General features: G+C 38.7%; 16 protein-coding genes. 10 read left to right on the top strand and 6 right to left on the bottom strand.

Annotated features, from left to right (window positions below; translation table 11 throughout):
- Positions 1-5: 5 nt before the first annotated feature.
- The 4 genes from AC1DDX_RS02460 (at position 6) to AC1DDX_RS02445 (ending at position 7,192) form a co-directional block, all read left to right on the top strand.
- Entirely contained in the window at positions 6-1,352 is a 1,347-nt protein-coding gene (locus tag AC1DDX_RS02460) for a TolC family protein (RefSeq protein ID WP_337716357.1), read from the top strand.
- A gap of 21 nt (positions 1,353-1,373) precedes the next feature.
- Entirely contained in the window at positions 1,374-2,540 is a 1,167-nt protein-coding gene (locus AC1DDX_RS02455; RefSeq protein WP_288881236.1) for an efflux RND transporter periplasmic adaptor subunit, read from the top strand.
- A gap of 19 nt (positions 2,541-2,559) precedes the next feature.
- Entirely contained in the window at positions 2,560-5,733 is a 3,174-nt protein-coding gene (locus AC1DDX_RS02450; protein WP_337716355.1) for an efflux RND transporter permease subunit, read from the top strand.
- A gap of 136 nt (positions 5,734-5,869) precedes the next feature.
- Positions 5,870-7,192 (top strand): sulfatase-like hydrolase/transferase, encoded by a 1,323-nt coding sequence (locus AC1DDX_RS02445; protein ID WP_288884408.1) that lies wholly within the window; start codon positions 5,870-5,872, stop codon positions 7,190-7,192.
- Between the two features lie 85 nt (positions 7,193-7,277).
- Here the strand turns inward: AC1DDX_RS02445 and AC1DDX_RS02440 are convergent, their stop codons facing one another.
- On the bottom strand, positions 7,278-8,117 hold the full coding sequence (locus AC1DDX_RS02440) for an aminotransferase class IV (protein WP_288884406.1): 840 nt from the start codon (positions 8,115-8,117) through the stop codon (positions 7,278-7,280).
- Positions 8,118-9,149 carry an RluA family pseudouridine synthase gene (locus AC1DDX_RS02435; protein WP_172659425.1) on the bottom strand — a complete coding sequence of 344 codons (1,032 nt, stop codon included), beginning with the start codon at positions 9,147-9,149 and terminating at the stop codon, positions 8,118-8,120.
- 299 nt (positions 9,150-9,448) lie between these two features.
- On the opposite strand from AC1DDX_RS02435, the gene AC1DDX_RS02430 reads away from it, so the two are divergent.
- The 3 genes from AC1DDX_RS02430 (at position 9,449) to AC1DDX_RS02420 (ending at position 12,207) form a co-directional block, all read left to right on the top strand.
- Positions 9,449-10,324, top strand: coding sequence for a 1-aminocyclopropane-1-carboxylate deaminase/D-cysteine desulfhydrase (locus AC1DDX_RS02430; RefSeq protein WP_288884340.1), 876 nt, complete (start codon positions 9,449-9,451; stop codon positions 10,322-10,324).
- A gap of 147 nt (positions 10,325-10,471) precedes the next feature.
- On the top strand, positions 10,472-11,803 hold the full coding sequence (lat, locus tag AC1DDX_RS02425) for an L-lysine 6-transaminase (protein WP_288884342.1): 1,332 nt from the start codon (positions 10,472-10,474) through the stop codon (positions 11,801-11,803).
- Positions 11,803-12,207 (top strand): hypothetical protein, encoded by a 405-nt coding sequence (locus AC1DDX_RS02420; protein WP_288884343.1) that lies wholly within the window; start codon positions 11,803-11,805, stop codon positions 12,205-12,207. The genes lat and AC1DDX_RS02420 overlap by 1 nt, the downstream gene beginning before the upstream one ends.
- Here AC1DDX_RS02420 and AC1DDX_RS02415 read toward each other — a convergent pair whose 3' ends face one another.
- From AC1DDX_RS02415 to AC1DDX_RS02400, 4 genes are all read right to left on the bottom strand, one after another.
- Positions 12,208-13,569, bottom strand: a complete 1,362-nt coding sequence (locus AC1DDX_RS02415; protein WP_288884345.1) for an acyl-CoA dehydrogenase family protein — start codon at positions 13,567-13,569, stop codon at positions 12,208-12,210.
- 69 nt (positions 13,570-13,638) lie between these two features.
- The gene (gene bshB1 / locus AC1DDX_RS02410) at positions 13,639-14,355 is read right to left on the bottom strand and encodes a bacillithiol biosynthesis deacetylase BshB1 (protein WP_172659420.1); all 717 of its coding nucleotides are present in this window, start codon (positions 14,353-14,355) and stop codon (positions 13,639-13,641) included.
- Between the two features lie 27 nt (positions 14,356-14,382).
- Complete coding sequence (locus tag AC1DDX_RS02405; protein WP_048907111.1) at positions 14,383-14,859, bottom strand: glutathione peroxidase; 477 nt, start codon at positions 14,857-14,859, stop codon at positions 14,383-14,385.
- 5 nt (positions 14,860-14,864) lie between these two features.
- Positions 14,865-15,482, bottom strand: coding sequence for a DUF4294 domain-containing protein (locus AC1DDX_RS02400; protein WP_172659419.1), 618 nt, complete (start codon positions 15,480-15,482; stop codon positions 14,865-14,867).
- A gap of 314 nt (positions 15,483-15,796) precedes the next feature.
- Here AC1DDX_RS02400 and AC1DDX_RS02395 point away from each other — a divergent pair, with 314 nt between their 5' ends.
- From AC1DDX_RS02395 to AC1DDX_RS02385, 3 genes are all read left to right on the top strand, one after another.
- The gene (locus AC1DDX_RS02395) at positions 15,797-18,004 is read left to right on the top strand and encodes a RelA/SpoT family protein (RefSeq protein ID WP_172659418.1); all 2,208 of its coding nucleotides are present in this window, start codon (positions 15,797-15,799) and stop codon (positions 18,002-18,004) included.
- Between the two features lie 63 nt (positions 18,005-18,067).
- Positions 18,068-18,559: a Fur family transcriptional regulator gene (locus AC1DDX_RS02390; protein ID WP_048907113.1), complete on the top strand. Its 492-nt coding sequence runs from the start codon at positions 18,068-18,070 to the stop codon at positions 18,557-18,559.
- Positions 18,560-18,596: 37 nt separating this feature from the next.
- Positions 18,597-19,874 (top strand): adenylosuccinate synthase, encoded by a 1,278-nt coding sequence (locus AC1DDX_RS02385; protein ID WP_172659417.1) that lies wholly within the window; start codon positions 18,597-18,599, stop codon positions 19,872-19,874.
- Positions 19,875-20,060: the final 186 nt, after the last annotated feature.

Here is a 20,060-nt window from a genome sequence, read left to right as displayed (position 1 = left end):
TAAATATGAAAATTCATAAATTACTCGTAATGCTTCTTATAGGTTTACCTGCCTTGCTGCCCGAAAAATTAGCAGCACAAACGGTAAACAATGATAAACAGCTCAGCAATGCTACACTTCAGGAAGTGATAGATTATGCACTAAATAACAGACCGGGCGTGAAGCAATCTCAGATCGATGAAGAGATTGGCGAACGCGATATCAAATCTGCACTATCGGGTTGGTTCCCCCAGATTAGTGGTAATGCAAATTATAATAACAACCTAAAGCAACAGGTAAATGCGCTTACTACGAATGGTGAAACCAACTACATTACCTTTGGTACCAAGCATACCTCAGCGCTAACTCTACAGGCCGACCAACAATTCCTAAACGCAGGTCTTATCCAGGCATCAAAAGCATCTAAATATTACAGACAACAGTACAAGCAAAGTACAGAAAATACTAAAATAAATACCGTTGTAGATGTAAGTAAAGCCTATTTTGATATCCTTACAAGCGGAGAGCAGTTAAATATTATAAATGAAAACATAGCCCGTTTAGAAAAACAACTGAAAGATGCTTCTGCTCAGTATGAACAAGGCTTGGTAGATAAAACAGATTTTCAGCGTGCACAAATTAGCTTAAGCAACTCCAAAGCAGATAAAAAGAGAACTGAGGAATTGCTTAAATATAAATACGCTTATCTTAAAGAGATCATTGGATATGGTACTGATAAAGACTTTAGTCTTAACTTAAAGTCCGACAGTATGGAACAGGGCATTCTTATAGACACTAATGCACAACAGGCTTATGAGAACAGGGTTGAGTATCGTTTATTGCAAACCCAAAAGCAATTGCAGCATTTAAATACGAGCTATAATAAATGGAGCTACCTGCCCTCAATTTCTGGGTTTATAAACTATAGTTACAATTATTTAAATAATGACTTTAGCAATCTGTACGATAAATCTTTCCCTAGCTCTGTATTCGGGTTAAAATTAAGTATCCCAATTTTTCAGGGAACCAAAAGAATTCAGGAAATCAGAAAATCTGAATTGCAGGAAAAAAGAATTGACCTTGATCTATTGAACACTAAAAACCAGATCAATACACAATATGAGCAAGCAATGGCTACTTATAAAGCAAATCTGAACGATTGGAAAACAGCAAGGTCAAACGTTGATATCTCCAGACAGGTGTACAATACCATTAAACTTCAATACGATGAGGGGATTAAAACTTATCTGGATCTGATGACCTCAGAAACAGATCTGCGCGCTGCACAGCTTAATTATTTAAACTCATTATACAGCCTGCTTTCTTCGAAACTAGACGTACAGCAAGCATTAGGAACAATCATCGTAAATTAACGTAATTTAATAAGAACTCAAATGAATACTACTAACTACATAAAACTAGGCATCGTAATACTTGGAACAGTTACATTAGCCTCTTGCGGTGGCGATAAAAATGCCGGACAACAGCAAGGTCCTCCTCCCGCTACACCCGTAACCACTTACACTGTATCAGATCAGGAAGTAATCACTACAGATTCTTACCCTGGGGTAGTGGTTGCTTTAAACGAAGTGGAACTACGCCCACAGGTTGGCGGTTACATTACCGCCATCTATGTAAAGGATGGTCAGAAAGTATCCAAGGGTCAGAAACTCTATGAAATTGACCGCACAAAATATATTGCAGCAAACAATACGGCTAAGGCAAATCTTGCTGTTGCCAAAGCAAATCGTGATAAAGCAAAAAAAGATGCTGATCGCTATACCCGACTTGCAGAGCAAGATGCAGTAGCAAAGCAACGTGTTGATTATGCACTAACCGATCTGGCAAATGCAGAATCGCAAGTTGCTGCGGCACAGGCACAATTATCTTCTGCTACTAATGACTTACAACGCTCGATCATCGTATCGCCGTTAAACGGAACAATAGGGATCTCTCAGGTTAAATTGGGCGCATTAGCAACACCTGGTACAACTTTATTAAATACGGTTTCGAGCAACAATCCTATAGCGGTAGACATTGCTGTTAACCAGGCCGAGATTCCTCGTTTTTTACGTTTACAAAAAAACACTGCAGCAGTAAAAGATTCTCTTTTCAACATTCAATTGCAGGATGGTAGTATTTATACCGGTCAAGGCCACATAACCGCTATCGATCGTGCGGTTGACCCTCAAACAGGAACCATCAAAGTAAGGATCAGTTATCCAAACGCAGAAGGTAAACTCTTTGCGGGTATGACTGTAAATCTAAAAGCTTTAAATAAAGCATCAGAACATCAACTGGTAATTCCATACAAATCTGTTATAGAGCAACTGGGCGAATTTAATGTTTTTGTTGTAGGTGATAGCAGCAAAGCCGAAGCCCGCATTGTCCAACTGGGAAAACAGTTTGACAAAAATGTAGTGGTAAAAAGCGGTCTAAAACAAGGGGAAGTAGTTGTGGTAGATGGTGTACAAAATGTACGTCCAGGTGCTGTAGTTACAACCGCTCCGGCTGATGCAGCCCCTGGAGCACAACCAGCAGCAGGCGCAGTTAAAAAATAGATTTAAAGAATTCAGAGATATGATATCAGAAGTATTTATAAAGCGACCCATCACAGCGATTGTGATTTCCCTTTTGATTGTTCTGGTTGGTACAATTGTGATTACCACATTACCGATCAGTCAATACCCGAATATAGCACCCCCAACGGTTACTGTAAGTGGCACCTACACCGGTGCAGATGCGCAAACTGTAGAGCAAACTGTAACTACGCCAATAGAAAGCCAGATCAATGGTACTCCGGGCATGAAATACATGTCATCGAATAGTACATCCGACGGCCGTTCGGCTATAACCGTTACTTTTGATGTGGGTACAAACATAGACGTTGCCGCCCTCGATGTTCAAAACAGGGTAGGCATTGCAGAACCGGCTTTGCCCGAAGCGGTAAGACGTTTAGGAGTGACCACTAAAAAAGCAAACAACGATATTTTGATGGTGCTTGGACTTTACTCCCCTAATGGCACTTACGATCAGAAATTCATTTCGAACTATGTAAACTTATACGTAAAAGATGCTTTATTAAGGATTAAAGGTGTTGGAGATGTGCAGGCATTTGGTCAGCCTTTTAGTATGAGGATCTGGCTTGACGCCAATAAACTTGCAAGATTGAACTTAACTCCTGCTGATGTTTCGGCTGCAATTGCAGAGCAAAACTCAAGAATTCCAGGTGGTACGGTAGGTGGCCCTCCTCAAAACAGCAACCAAACTTTCGAATTCTCGGTAATTCTTGATGGTGACCTAAGTACTGAAGAACAGTTTAGAGACATTGTAGTGAAATCGGGCGCCGATGGTTCTGCAGTTTATCTAAGAGATGTAGCCAGAGTAGAGCTTGGAGAGTTTGCTTATTCAACCAATTCAAAGATAAACGGTAAGGTGTCCTCTATGATGGCCATCAACCAAACTCCAGGTGGTAATGCTGTGCAAACAGCTGATGGAATAGATAAAGCCATGCTGGAGCTAAAAAAATCTTTCCCTAAGGATTTGGATTATGTTGTAGCTTATGAAACAGTATCTATTGTAAAGGTTTCCATCAACGAGGTGGTTCACACCCTTGTAGAAGCATTAATACTGGTAACGCTGGTTGTGTTTTTCTTCCTTCAAAGCTGGAGAGCAACACTGATCCCAATTCTGGCGATTCCCGTTTCCATAATAGGTACTTTTATCTTCTTTACCCTTTTTGGATTTTCTATTAACGTACTTACCATGTTTGGTTTCGTACTGGCCATCGGTATTGTGGTGGATGATGCCATTGTGGTGGTAGAAGCGGTGCAACATTATATGGATCACGACGGACTTTCGGCACCCGATGCAACACGCAGGGCGATGAAAGACATCACTGCACCAGTAATTGCCATAGCATTAATACTTGCAGCTGTATTTATTCCGGTAGGATTTATACCCGGCATGGTTGGTCAGTTGTATCAGCAATTTGCCATCACCATTGCAGTTTCGGTATTGATCTCGGCATTTATCGCGTTATCATTAACACCTGCATTATGTTCATTGCTGCTGACCCCAATGAACCTGAACAAAGATTCAAGGGGATTAAACAAGTTCTTCTTTAAGTTTAACATTTGGTTTGCCAATGTAACCAGCAAATACTCAAACGGTGTAAAATGGGCCTTAAAAAAGGCTCCTTTAATGGTGATAATTCTGATCTGTCTGTATGTTGGAACCATTGGGCTATTTGCTAAGAAGCCATCTGGATTTATTCCCAATGAAGATGCTGGAGTATTTTTGATGGGTGTTACTTTGCCAGAGGGAGCCTCTGCAGTGCGTACTGATGCATTAATCAAAAGAGTTACCGAGACCATACTGAAAAAATACCCGGAGGTAAAAAATGTTACATCAATTGGGGGTATCAACATCCTTAACAGATCATTCAAATCTAACGCTGCCACATTCTTTGTACAGTTAAAAGACTGGGATGACAGGCCGGGTGATGTAGCTACCACGATTGCCAACATTTCGCAGGAGTTTAAAGGCGACAAAGACGGTAGTGTAATAGTTGTCGCGCCACCTCCCATTCCAGGATTGGGTATTAGTGGTGGTTTCTCGTTGCAGATCCAGGAAAAACAAACCGGCGATATAAAACAATTTGAAGCCAACGTAGGGAAATTTCTTGCAGCTGCCAATCAGAGACCGGAAATTGCGATGGCCTATACCCTATTTAACGCCAGAACTCCAAATTATCAGGTCCATGTTGATCGTGACCAGGCTAAGAAAATGGGTGTTTCAATAGGCACCGTCTATAGCACTATTTCCGCATATCTTGGAAGTAGCTACGTAAACGACTTTACTAAGTATGGACGAAATTTCCGCGTTGTTACCCAAGCCGACACCAATTTCAGAAAAGGTATTGAGAGCCTGAATGGTCTGTATGTTAAAAATTCATCGGGAGTCTCTGTTCCCTTAAGCTCTATAGTAAGCTACAACATAGTAGAGAAAGCTTCCATTATTAACCACTTTAACTTATTCAGATCTATTGAGGTAACCGGAGCTGCTAAACCCGGCTTTAGTTCTGGCGATGCCCTTACGGCAATGGAGGAAGTGGCAGCACAAACCCTACCGGCAAATTATTCCTATAATTTCTCTGGTTTGAGTTTAGAGGAAAAGGAAGCGGGTAACAGTACCACATTAATCTTTGCACTGATTATTGTTTTCGTATTCCTGCTACTCGCCTCACTATATGAAAGCTGGTCTGTTCCATTCTCTATCCTTCTGGCGGTGCCACTTGGTTTGTTTGGAGCTATTCTGGCACTTACATTTTTGCCAAAACTCGACAATAACATATATGCACAGGTTGGTTTGATTACGCTGATAGGTCTTTCTGCAAAAAATGCGATCCTGATTGTCGAATTTGCGAAAGAACGTGTGGATTGGGGTATGGAGTTAATTGCGGCTACAATTGAAGCAGTAAAGCTTCGTTTACGTCCAATTATCATGACATCTCTGGCCTTTATATTAGGAGTTATTCCATTGATTATTTCTCATGGTGCAGGTGCAGTCTCAAGGATGACCATCGGCTGGACAGTTGCTGCCGGTATGCTTTCGGCAACCATCCTTGCCATATTTATTGTTCCTGTGTTATTTGTGCTAATTACTAAGCTAGCTTATGGTAAAAAGAAACTTGCAGAATTGCAGGCTTCTTATAAACCAGAAGAACATAAAGATACTTTACATGCTGATTAAGCTGTAAAGAGCAAGGTTTAAACACGGAAAAAGCTGACCATATGGTTGGCTTTTTCTGTATACAAGTATTTGATAATGGATGTATTTTATTACATTACCTACCTGTTTAATCAGCATCCATATAGTTAGTTTTATTATGCGAAAATCAACACTATTAAAAACCTTGTTTAGTATCGCAAGTTTTACCCTTGCATCATTTCAAAATATATCCGCTCAGCAAAAACCCAATATTGTTTTTGTATTAACAGATGATATGGGCTACGCTGATTTAAGCTGCTATGGTAATCCGGTTATTGAAACTCCTTTTTTAGATCAGATGGCTGCCAAAGGAGTTAAAGCAACCAATTTTGCACTGGTATCTCCAACCTGTTCGCCATCACGTGCGGCCTTTCTTACCGGTCGATACCCTACCAGATACAATATCCCTGCACCTTTAGGGCCTGGTTCCAATCAGGGTTTACCTGCCTCAGAGCTTACAATGGCCGAAATTTTAAAAACAGGCGGGTATAAAACCAACATGATTGGTAAATGGCATTTGGGCGATAAAAAGGCTAACCTGCCAATGGAACAAGGTTTTGATAATTATTACGGATTGCTATATAGCCACGATTACCGCAGCCCATATGTGCAAACCGATACTACCATCAAACTATACCGGAACTATAAACCCGAAGTTTATCAACCTGCCGATAGCTCGTTGACATCACTATACAACAATGAAGCTATAAAGTACATTAAAAAACAAAAAAAGGGAGAGCCTTTCTTTTTATATCTTGCCTACAACATGCCTCATTTGCCTGTATATTTTGCTGCCCACAAGAAAAACAGCGACTTAACACATGGCGGGGAACTTGGTTACGTTATAAACGAAATGGATAGGGGTTTAAACCAAATCTGGAAAACATTAGAGCAACAGGGCTTAGCCGACAATACTATTTTTATTTTTACGAGCGATAATGGACCCTGGACTAACTATCCTGAAAGGATGGCTGGAGATGGTAAAACCCGACAGAACCATGCCGGGTTTGCCGGAGTATTTCGAGGCAGTAAGGCCACTACTTATGAAGGTGGCACAAGGGTTCCATTCATTTTATACTGGAAAGGGCACACCCAAGCGCAGGTTCAGAAACAACTTTTTAGCAGTGTTGATTTATTACCTACCCTGGCCGAATGGAGTGGCACTAAACTGCCCGATGGTCTTAAAATTGATGGGCAATCAGTAGCTCCATTATTTACTAAAAAAAATGCTTCGTTCCAGCATCAGCCGATTTACTACGTCCATTACGGTGTTCCGGAAGTAGCCCGCGTGGGAGATTGGAAACTTAGAAGAACTAAAGAAAGCGGAATAGAATTATTCAATCTGGCAGAAGACCCTTCAGAACGGGTAAATTCAAATAATGATTATCCGGAGGAATCCAAAAAACTATTAAAAATATTAGACAATTATCCTGACAGGTAGGGTTTTAGCGTGGGTTGAATAAACCTTGCTAGGGCCTTTAGCCCCATCAAGGCCCTAGCAAGGCCCTGTCAACTACAGTCTATAATTAAAGTGCATTTAGTTTGTCGCTCAGCAACTTAGTCACTTCGTTAAAATAGCGTTTACGGCCATAGCCCATTACCCAACGAATACCACCTAAAGCATTCGTAATAAAAACTTCTTCAGCTTCTTTCAACACTTCTGGGTTTATTTGTGCTTGTATTACAGGAATTTCGTTGGTTTTGGCAATATTCATTACCACATTTCTCATTACTCCTGCAATACAACCTTCTGTTAAAGCCGGTGTATAAATCTGTTTATCGTAAACCACAAAAATATTAGAACTGATGCTTTCACATAAAAATCCATTTTGATTCAAGATAAAGGCTTCGTCCAGGTTATATTGTTTTTTATACAACCCAGCCATTACATAAACCAAAGAATTACATGTTTTATAATTTGAGAGCTTGTCAACAGGCTTAGTAAGTTCATCAAATACGTCTACAATTAATCCTTTTTTATTGAGTTCGTATGTGCTTTCGGTTAATGCTGATGCCTCCAATACATATCCCGATTTGTTGCTGTTTGGCGTATACAACCCATCGCCTGCCCTGTAAACAGACAATCGGAACCTTACATTATCTTTAAGCTTGTTCTTTTTACAAAGCTCATTTGTTTTTTGTTTCAGAAAATATTCATCGAACAAGGTTGCTCCTTCCATTTTAAGGGCTTTCATCCCTGCCCTTAACCTATCGGCATGTAATTCGGCAAACTTGAGTTTGCCGTTACTCATTCTCATGGATTCAAAAAGACCATCGCCATACCTGAAACTGCGGTTATCAGCAGTAATAATAGGTTGATTTTTTAATATAAATTCGTCGTTATGTAAAATGTACTCTTGCTGCATTTATTGAGGCTCTACAATATAGTTTCTCCATTTATTTAAAGCTGTATCGAAATCGGGTGGCAAAGGTGCTTCAAATTCCATATACTTTTTAGTAGTTGGATGAATAAAACCTAAAGTTTGCGCATGTAAAGCCTGACGCGGTAAAATATTAAAGCTGTTTTGCACAAACTGCTTGTATTTATTAAAGGTAGTGCCTTTTAATATCTTATCCCCCCCATAGTTTGCATCATTAAATAATGGGTGCCCTATATGCTGCATGTGTGCCCTGATTTGATGTGTTCTTCCCGTTTCAAGTTGACAACTAATTAATGTTACATATCCTAAACGTTCCAGAACGGTATAATGTGTTACAGACCACTTACCTTTTTCTTCATCATCATAAACATCCATCACTATTCTATTCTTAGCACTACGGCCAATATAACCCGTTACAGTACCATCCTGCTCTATATCGCCCCAGGCTAAAGCAACGTATTTACGGGTAATGCTATGATCAAAAAACTGCTTGGCAAGTTTGGTCATAGTGATTTCGTTCTTACTAATAAGTAATAAACCTGATGTATCTTTATCAATACGGTGCACCAAACCGGGCCTACCCTCATTACCTGGTAATTGTGGCAATTGCTCAAAATGAAAGGCAAGCGCATTTACCAATGTACCTGTATAGTTATTATATCCGGGGTGAACCACCATTCCGGCTGGTTTATTTACTACTAAAAGATCAGCATCCTCATAAACAATATCTAATGGAATATCTTCCGGATAAACTTCTGTGTCTCTTGGAGGATGTGGAAATACAACAGATATTTCATCTGCCGGCTTAACCTTATAACTTGGTTTTACTGTTTTTTGATTAACAAGAACATTTCCGGCATCTATTGCGTTTTGAATGCGGTTACGGGAAGCATTTTCTACCCTATACATTAAAAACTTATCAATGCGCAATAAAGACTGTCCTTTATCAACAACAATGTTCAAATGTTCATACAGATCCTGCTCCTCTAATTCTACCCCGCTATTGTTGTTTTCCATTAAAATTGTGTTTTATTTCTATTAATTAATCATTAAATGCTCCTGCATTATCCCTCAATTTTAATATTTCGGGGTTTTAGTGATTTCGTTTTGCAAAACTAATCTTTAGCAACAACATATTTAGAAAAGAAATTGGCCTATTATTTGAGAAGTGCATGATCCAGACTAAATAATTTTACTATGAAAAATTTTACTGAGAACATAAAAGTAATTCTTAACTTCTTTCCTTATTTGATTAAAAAAATCTACTTCAAGCATTAATTAACACTGTTTAATAAAAGGCTATTTATATTTGTACAATGTTTACAAATATTTATAGCCCTATACATCAATTAAAGCACACTGCGAGAAACCAGGTCTTGGTGAAAAGAGATGATTTAATTGATCCTTATATTTCTGGGAATAAATGGCGTAAGCTAAAATACATCTTAAAAGATGTACAGAAAAGTAATAAAAATCACATTGTTACCTTTGGTGGAGCTTTTTCTAATCACCTCGTGGCAACGGCAGCTGCTTGTGCGAGGGCTGATCTAAAAAGTACAGCCTTTGTGCGTGGCGAAGTGGTAAGCAATGAAATGCTATTGCTTTGCAAGCTGTTTGGTATGAATTTAATTTTTACCGACAGAGACAGTTACAGAAACAAACGTTTACTATTTGATTCTCATTTTGGAACGGATCCCGATGTCTATTTTGTTGACGAGGGCGGGGCCGGCACGGAAGCGGTTAGGGGCTGTGCAGAGGTTATTGCTGAATTGCCTCAAGAGGTAGATCACCTATTTTGTGCTGCAGGAACAGGAACCACTGCTGCAGGTCTGTTAAAAGGAATTCATCAGCGTAAGTTAAAAACCCAACTTCACGTAGTGCCCGTTTTAAAAGGCGGCGACTTTATTGCGGATGAGATTTATAAACATACCGGGAATATTGAACAACTGGTTATGCATACGGATTATCATTTTGGTGGATATGCCAAAACCCCTCCTGCTTTGATTGAGTATATTAAAAATTTTGTAGCTGATGAGGGGATGCTTATTGACCCGGTATATACCTCAAAAATGTTCTTCGCTATTGATGACCTCATCAGCAATAAATACTTTAAAAAAGAAGAGAAAATAATTGCCATCCATACCGGTGGTTTACTGGGAATCTGGGGTATGAAAGACAAGTTTATTTATTAACACTTGTTAGACCGAAATAGATTCTATTTCAAAAACATACTTTAAACTGTTTAAACCTAGTTTTTAGTTCTAAGGGTTCAAATAGTGCCCGCATTTGTTAATTTGGGGGTTTTTATTACATTTGATACATATCAAAACATAGAAATTATGTATCAACTAACTGTAGCTCCAGACCAGGTAAATGAAACTTTAAGCAAACACATTTTAGCAGATGGTTTTGACCTTACCTACGATATGGAAAAAAGCCAGGGGGCTTATATTTATGATTCGAAGTATAATCGTTCTCTGCTCGATTTTTTTACTTGTTTTGCGTCTGTTCCTCTAGGCTACAACCATCCCAAAATGGTAAACGATGAGGCTTTCAAAAAAAACCTTCTGCAGGCGGCACTAGCCAATCCTTCTAATTCTGATGTATACACGCAACAATACGCTCAGTTTGTAGATACCTTTGCAAAAATTGGTATCCCTTCCTATTTACCTCATGCTTTTTTTATTGCAGGAGGCGGACTCGCGGTTGAAAATGCCCTTAAGGTAGCTATGGACTGGAAGGTTCAAAAGAATTTTGCTAAAGGATATAAAGAAGAAAGGGGTTTTAAAGTACTTCATTTCGAAAAAGCTTTTCATGGCAGAACCGGTTATACTTTAAGTTTAACCAATACGCTTCCTGATAAAACCAAATGGTTTGCTAAGTTCGATTGGCCAAGAGTATCTGTTCCGGTAGTAAAATTCCCATTGGAGGGCAATAACTTAAGTACGGCTGTTGAAACAGAAGAAACATCTATTGCTCAGATAAAACAAGCTTTTGCCAATAATAAAGACGACATCTGTGCAATTATTGTTGAGCCAATTCAATCTGAAGGTGGAGATAACCATTTACGCGAAGAATTTTTAATACAGTTAAAAGCATTGGCAGATGAAAATGATGCATTCCTGATCTACGACGAGGTGCAGACCGGAGTTGGCCTTACAGGTAAATTTTGGTGCCATCAGCATTATAGTGAAAAAGCCCGTCCGGATATTATTGCATTTGGTAAAAAGATGCAGGTATGTGGAATTCTGGTAGGAAACAAAGTTGATCAGATAGATAGTAATGTATTTAAAGTACCTTCCAGAATTAACTCAACCTGGGGTGGCAATTTAGTAGATATGGTTCGCTCCTCGCAGATCCTTCAAATTATTGCTGAAGATAACTTATGTGATAACGCTGCAGTTGTTGGCCAATATTTAAAAGAAGGCCTGCAAACACTAGCCGGAAAGCATGATAAAGTAACCAATGTGCGAGGTAAGGGTTTACTTTGTGCTTTCGACTTTCCAAACAAAAACATGCGCGATGAGTTTATCAAAAAAGGAATGCAGCATAATGTAATGTTTTTAGGCTGCGGAAATCAGACCATCAGATTCAGACCTGCGTTATGTATGGAGAAAAAACATATTGACGAAGGTTTAGCTATCATGGAAACCATTCTACCAGCGTTATAATGCAGAGAAAATATTTCAACATCCTGCTGGGCGTTATTGTTTTGGTTTTAGTGGGTTGGATGTTAAAAGGTACGTTTACCCAACCTGGAATAGATGGATTAAAAGGCGAATTCAAGGAAATTGCACACTATAGGAACGACAACAATACAGGCCCTATACAGTATGTATTTGCTGTTACCGTAAAAGACTCGGTTTGGAATGAAATGATAACCTATGGCAACTTTAAACCTCATCATAAAGGAGGAAATACTAAAGTCTATTATTTTTTGGAGGGCACACCAGTGCCAGGCAAATTATATGCAGGTAAAGTAAATTTCGACACCAGTTTTAATAAATATTGTATTGCCCTTTATGAAAAAACTGCCATGGGCAATACAAGTATCGAAAAGGCTCCTTTTAAGTGATTACACAAACGCTGAAAAACCGGTTATAGCACGTCCCACAATAAGGGTGTTGATCTCCTTGGTTCCTTCGTAAGAATAAATAGCTTCTGCATCAGCTACAAAGCGGGCTACATCGTATTCCAGTAAAATACCGTTACCTCCCATAACTTCACGTGCTCTGCTTACCACATCGCGTGTGCGCATTGAACAGAAAACTTTGGCTAATGATGCATGCTCATCTGTAAGGAGGTTCTGATCCTGTAATTGAGACAACCGGAAACAGAGTGTCTGCATTGCCGTAAGATTGGAGAGCATTTCTACAAGGTGGTTTTGTATCAATTGGTAGGATGCAATAGGCTTACCAAATTGCTTTCTTGTTCTGGTGTATGCAAGCGCACTTTCATAAGCACCTCTGGCACACCCTACGGCTTGCCATGCCACTCCTGCCCTGGTCATCTTTAATACCTTTGCGGTGTCTTTAAATGAATTGGCATTTTGTAAACGATCTTCTTCGTCAACCTCACAATTGGTAAGTGTTATAAGCCCGTTTTGTACAATCCTTAACGCCATCTTGTCCTGCATTTTCTCAACAGCAAATCCTTTTGTACCTTTTCTAACCAAGAAACCTTTTACCTCATTATCGTCTACATCTCTTGCCCATATTATGGTAACATCTGAAAAGGTAGAATTTCCTATCCATTTTTTTTGTCCATTCAATATCCACTTGCTGCCTTGTCGCTTAGCTGTTGTGGTTAACCCGCCTGCAACACCAGAACCCACTTCCGGCTCAGTTAATCCAAATGCTCCAATTATTTTCATCTGTTGCATATCTGGTAACCATTGCTGCTTTTGCGCGTCGGATCCTAAAAGATATATCGATCCCATGGCCAACCCGCTCTGTACACCAAAAAAGGTAGACATAGAGGTATCCACTCTGGCCATTTCCATTGCCAGCATACCTTCCATAAGGTTTGATTTGTTGGGACATCCGTAGCCTTGATAAGTCAAACCACAAATATTTAGTTCTGCAATTTTAGGAATAAGCTCAAAAGGAAATTCGGCTTTAAGCCAGTATTTATTAACTACCGGCTTTACTTCCTTTTCCAGAAATGCTCTTACTTTTAACTGCAGAGCTCTATCTTCATCTTTTAAAGCTTCATCACCCAGATGGTAAAAATCGCCTTCAATAGGAGGTAGTTCTCTTTTTTTATGAGGTGTTCCTATCACCTTCATGAGCCCCTGCAATTGGGTTTCATCAAGGTTAGACACGGATTCTACAATTTTAGGTAAGTCTACCTTTTTAGAAAGCTCTTCAAGTTTTTTAAAATCTACACTTTTAAAAAGGGTATACGCGTTCTTTAGAGAAGAAAATATATTGGCCATATTAAACTGTTTATATATAAAACAGAAATTAAGTGTTTTTGTTGGAATATGGCCAATAATATATGTTGATTAGATAAGATCGAAAAGACTGTTTACACCTAAAAGTTTACGACAGGTAAAACCTTCGGCGTAGGTTGTGCCAATAGACTTACCAAACTCACGCGCCCGCCCAATTACACTTTCAAAAAAATCCGGAGAAGAAATATAGGTATCTGGTCCGTCCAGTTCAGGGTTGAAGAATTGAGTTTTAAATGCCTTTATTGAGGCTAACTTGGTTTCAATATATGGGGTAATATCGATAATGATATCTGGTTTAATATAACGATCCTGAATGTATTGGAATTGCAATCGTGGTCGCCATGCCTGTTGTTGCACTCCGTTAAGCTCGGTAGCTATCTTTGGCAATCCCGACAGAAAGCACGCATCATTAGCAAGATCTCCGGCCCTGCCATGATCGGGGTGTCTATCGTGCAATGCATTGGTTAAGATAATCTCTGGCTGATACTTGCGGATCATTTTAACAACTTCGAGTTGATGTTCTTCATCATTCTTAAAGAAACCATCTTTAAATCTTAGGTTTTCACGTGCCTGGATACCAAGTATTTTAGCCGAATCAGCGGCTTCTTCATCTCGTGTTTCTGCTGTACCTCGTGTGCCGAGCTCTCCTCTGGTAAAATCGACTATTCCTACTTTTTTACCTAGGGCAATGTGTTTGGCTATAGTTCCTGAACATCCCAATTCTGCGTCGTCTGGATGAACGGCAAGCACCAATATATCTAACTTCATGATGTGTATAGTTTATAAAAGATTGCTTTAAAGCAATTTCTGTATTTTCTTTTTTACTTTGGATGAAAGTGGTGTGGTAAATGGGAAAAAATAATCTACTACCTCACCATCTCTATTGATTAAATACTTGTGGAAGTTCCATCTCGGGGTTGATTTTTGGGTCAGAAATTTGAAAAGAGGGTGTGCATGGCTTCCACGAACCATTATTTTATCGAACACAGGGAACTTAACGCCATAGTTAACCTCGCAAAAGGTATCTATTTCTTTTCCATCCAGAGGTTCCTGCCTGCCAAAATCGTTCGACGGAAAACCCAGTACTTCGAAACCCTGGGCATTATATTCATCTCTTAAATCTTGTAATTCTTTTAGCTGAGGCGCAAAACCGCATGCAGATGCAATATTTACAACCAGAAGTACTTTATCTTTATAATCAGAAAGGTTTTTGTCGGAACCATTAATCAGTTTTGCTTTAAATTGATGTATACTTTTGGATTTATCAGCCATAGGTTCTATTGATAAAACCCTGAAGAAATAATGATGGATTCGATATCTCTCTCTTCTTGCGGGTTATACGTACTTTTCAAATTATGCCCTACTACCCTCGCAACAGATTGGTAAAGGAACGCAGTAAAACCTCCCTTAGTTTCTTTCACAATATCGTAGGTTGTTCTGCCCAGTTCACGATCGATCAGTTTGGTAAGTATTTGACCCTGGGTTATGGTAAGTTCTTTTATTTCTCTGTTAAACATGTCTTTAATTTCTTTGTCACATTGTTTAACAAGCTTTTTCTGTTCCCTTTTTTCTTGTGTTAGTGCCAAATCCTTTTCCAGTTGCTCATATCGTTGTTTTGCATAAAGAGCATAAGGCATAACCTTCATCACATTATACCTCAATCTGCTATAGGCAGCACGCTCGGCCGGTGATTTGAATATTCTGACACCATATATAACAACCTCATGTAAAGGTATCCATGGTATCATCTCCCCATTATCATTAGTTCCGGCAACACGAATCGTATCATTTTTTCCAAGTACAGGCATTTTTATGGTAACGCCATTAACCTGCGCCCTAACCTGGGCACCGCTAATAATGACAATTAACAGAATAAATAACCTATAAAATTTCATAAATTTATACCCCTATAAAGGTAAAGCTAATTTATATTTTAGTTTTCATTTTCAACTCTAATATAATCTTTTAACGATAAAGAGCCATATTTTTTACGTAAATAATACAATACAAGTCAAATAATGACAAACTTAAATTTGGAAGAATTATTGCTCATATTAGTTACATCTTTATAAAAAACTTATATTGATAAAAGGGAGCGTAATCAACCGGGCAAACCAGCTCAACCGTTAATTACAAAAAACTAGTAGTAAAGCAATAACATGGAGGCTGTAGCTGGCAGAATTCATAACAACCAAAAAAGGAAACACGAATGAAAAACGCTTTAGTGATTGATTTAGAAGCAGAGAAGCAAGAGATCCTAAAAAGATACAGGGCACTTTTACGCGCCTGTAAGCCGACACTTCAAAGGGGGGATAAAAAGGAAATCAGAAAAGCATTTGACATGGCTTTGGAAAGCCACAAAAACATGCGTAGAAAATCTGGAGAGCCATATATTTACCACCCTATTGCCGTGGCTCAGATTGCAGCAGAAGAAATTGGACTTGGAACCACCTCCATAGTATGCGCATTGCTACATGATGTGGTAGAAGATACAGACATTACGCTTGAAGATATAGAACGTGAGTTTGGAAAGAAAACAGCAAAAATTATTGATGGGCTAACCAAAATATCGGGCGTATTTGATTACAATAGTTCTTTGCAGGCAGAGAATTTCAGAAAAATGTTGCTTACCCTGGCCGATGATGTAAGGGTAATTTTAATTAAGCTGGCCGACAGACTGCATAACATGCGGACTATGGATTTTATGCCAAGGCAAAAACAATTAAAGATTGCTTCTGAAACCATTTACCTCTATGCCCCCCTTGCGCACAGGCTGGGTTTATATGCCATTAAGTCTGAACTGGAAGATCTTTCAATGAAATATCTTGAGCCAGATACTTATAAATACATAGCAACTCAGTTAAATGAGAAAAAAGCTGAACGAACTTTATTTATTAAAAGGTTTGTTGAGCCTATAAATGAAATACTGGCAGAACAAGGTTTAACAGCTGATATTTACGGCAGACCGAAGTCTATCCATTCGATATGGAATAAAATGAAAAGTAAAAACATTCCTTTCGAAGAGGTGTATGATCTTTTTGCCATCAGAATTATATTAGACAGTGCACCTGAACATGAAAAAGCGGATTGCTGGAAAGCATACTCTATTGTAACGGATCTTTATCGCCCTAATCCGGATAGGTTGCGCGACTGGGTTTCTTCTCCAAAAGGAAATGGCTACGAATCGTTGCACACTACTGTTATGGGGCCTAAAGGTCAGTGGGTAGAAGTACAGATCCGTACACAGCGAATGAATGAAATTGCCGAAAAAGGATTTGCTGCACACTGGAAATACAAGGAATCCTCTAACGACAATGGTCTGGACCAATGGATCATGAAGGTAAGAGAGATGCTAAATAACCCTGAAGCTAATGCTTTAGATTTTCTCGACGACTTTAAGATGAATTTATTCTCTGATGAGATCTTCATTTTTACTCCAAAAGGTGCGTTACTACAATTACCGCTAGGTGCAACAGCGCTTGATTTTGCCTTTGAGATACATACTGACGTAGGTGCAAAATGTATTGGAGCTAAGGTAAATCATAAGCTTGTACCGCTTTCATATAAGCTGCAAAATGGCGATCAGGTAGAAATTATCACTTCTAGCAAGCAAACACCAAAAGAGGACTGGCTTAACATTGTTGTAACAGCAAAAGCTAAATCTAAAATCAAGTCGTCTTTAAAAGAGGAAAAAAGAAAGATAGCAGATCTGGGGAAAGAAACTTTGGAGCGAAAGCTTAAATCTTTAAAAATCACTTACAATACAGATAATTTAAACAAGCTTACTTATTTCTTTAAGCTACCATCAACCCAGGAGCTTTTTATAGCCGTTGCAAATGGCAAAATTGAAGTAAAAGACCTAAAAGATTACCTTGCAAGCGAGAAGGAGATTGAAAATAGAGGCGCTGATAGAAATGATCACCAGAAGATTGAAACCCTGCTCAACAAGGTAAAAGGTCCTGAATCTGATACCTTATTGATTGGAGAAGACCTGCAAAAAATAGATTATACTTTGGCTGCATGTTGTAATCCAATACCGGGAGATGATGTATTTGGATTTGTAACCGTAAATGAAGGAATTAAAATCCATCGTACAAATTGCCCTAATGCAGCGCAATTAATGGCTAACTATGGGTATAGGGTTGTTAAAGCAAAATGGAACAAACAACAAGAGCTTACATTTTTAACGGGCTTACACATTATTGGAATAGATGATGTGGGATTAATTAACAATATTACAAAAGTTATCTCTAATGATTTTAAGGTAAACATGCGTTCTATCACTGTAGATACCGATAATGGTATTTTTGATGGTTCAATAATGATCTTTGTAAATGATAAGGAGCACTTAGACAACCTGATCGAAAATCTGCTTCGGGTGAAAGGTGTAACGGGAGTTACTCGCTTTGACGCCTAAAATTGCTAAAAAATCATAGAGTTTTATATAAAAAATGGTACCTTTGAAAGGAGTTTAAAAACTATGTCTACAAACCACAACAGCGAGTTGGTAAGAAAGATTTTCGAAGCCTATCTCGAAAATAAAAGCCTGAGAAAAACACCGGAGCGTTTTGCCATCTTAGAAGAAATCTATTCAAGAGATGATCATTTCGATGTAGAGACCCTCTATATCCATATGAAAAACCAAAAATACCGTGTTAGCAGGGCTACAGTATACAATACTTTAGAGTTATTGGTTTCATGTGATTTGGTTACCAAACATCAGTTTGGCAAAAACATGGCTCAGTTTGAAAAATCATACGGTTATCATCAACATGATCACATCATCTGTATTGATTGCGGTAAAGTTGTAGAATTCTGCGACCCGCGTATTCATCAGATCCAGAGTATGGTTGGCGAACTGTTAAAGTTCGAGATCAAGCATCACTCTTTAAATCTTTACGGCGTTTGTTTTGATTGCTCTGCTAAAGCATCAATGGAAAATCAGAATGCCGCTATTAAACATGCAAGTTAAAATTCAATTATTATATTTCCATTTTTAAATTTAAATAATGACGCAAGTAGACGTGCTTCTTGGCCTGCAATGGGGCGACGAAGGCAAGGGTAAAATTGTTGATGTATTAAGTCCACAATATGATTTGATAGCTCGTTTCCAAGGCGGTCCGAACGCCGGACATACTTTAGAGTTTGATGGTAAAAAATTCGTTTTGAATACCATACCATCAGGTATCTTTAACGAAAAAACAATGAATCTAATTGGAAATGGTGTGGTTATAGACCCAATCATTTTAAAAAGAGAATTAGATAACCTACAGAAAGCCGGTCATGATCCGGTTGCAAAAGGTAAACTTGTTATTGCACGTAAGGCACATTTAATTTTACCTACTCACCAATTGCTGGATGCAGCAAATGAGCAAAAAATGGGTAAAGATAAAATCGGTTCCACTTTAAAAGGAATTGGCCCAACTTATATGGACAAAACAGGCCGTAACGGACTGAGAGTTGGTGATACTACTCTTCCTGACTTTAAAGAGCGTTATAACAAATTGGTTGAAAAACATAAAGAGATACTTTCTCATTATGATTTTGAATATGACCTTACTGAAAAAGAGGCTGCTTTCTTTGAGGCAATTGACTTCATTAAAAATATTCCTCATGTTGACAGTGAGCACTTTGTTAACGGATATTTAAAAGAAGGGAAAACTGTTCTTGCTGAAGGTGCACAAGGAACCTTATTAGACGTTGACTTTGGATCTTATCCTTTTGTAACTTCTTCTAACACTACCACTGCAGGCGCTTGTACTGGTTTAGGTATTGCTCCTAATAAAGTTGGAAGTGTTTATGGTATTTTCAAAGCTTATTGCACAAGAGTTGGTGGTGGTCCGTTCCCTACTGAACTGGATGATGAGGTTGGAGAGACTTTACGTCAGGTTGGCCATGAATTTGGTGCAACAACTGGTCGTGCCCGTCGTTGTGGATGGATAGATCTTCCGGCACTTAAATATGCAATTATGCTTAATGGTGTTACTGAATTAATTATGATGAAGGCTGACGTATTAGATGGTTTTGATACCATTTATGCCTGCACACATTATGAGCACAATGGCGAAACTATTGATTACATGCCGTATGACATTATCACAGTAAAACCTACACCGGTTTTAAAAGCTATTGATGGCTGGAAAACTGATGTTACTAAAGTAAGTAAGATTGAAGAGATACCAGCTAAACTTAGCGAATACATCGCTTTCTTAGAAAAAGAACTTGAAGTTCCTGTTAAATATCTTTCTGTAGGACCTGATAGAGTACAAACACTTATTTTGAATTAATTTCTCTGAAATAAAATTGAAAAAGGCGGCTATTTGTCACGAATGGTCGGAAGAAATTCCGGCCATTTTTTATGTTTTGAAAAACAGACCAGGGTCACCGCCACACTGCACCACAATCAAGGCTATAGCTAAGTCTCTCACCTCCATTGCGAACCTTCGTTTTGAGGTCTTATAGCCTTGTTTATT

The organism is Pedobacter sp. 10L46_2 (assembly GCF_056395165.1).
The sequence above is the reverse complement of the archived record's forward strand: the minus strand, read 5'-3'. Positions and strand labels throughout refer to the sequence as shown.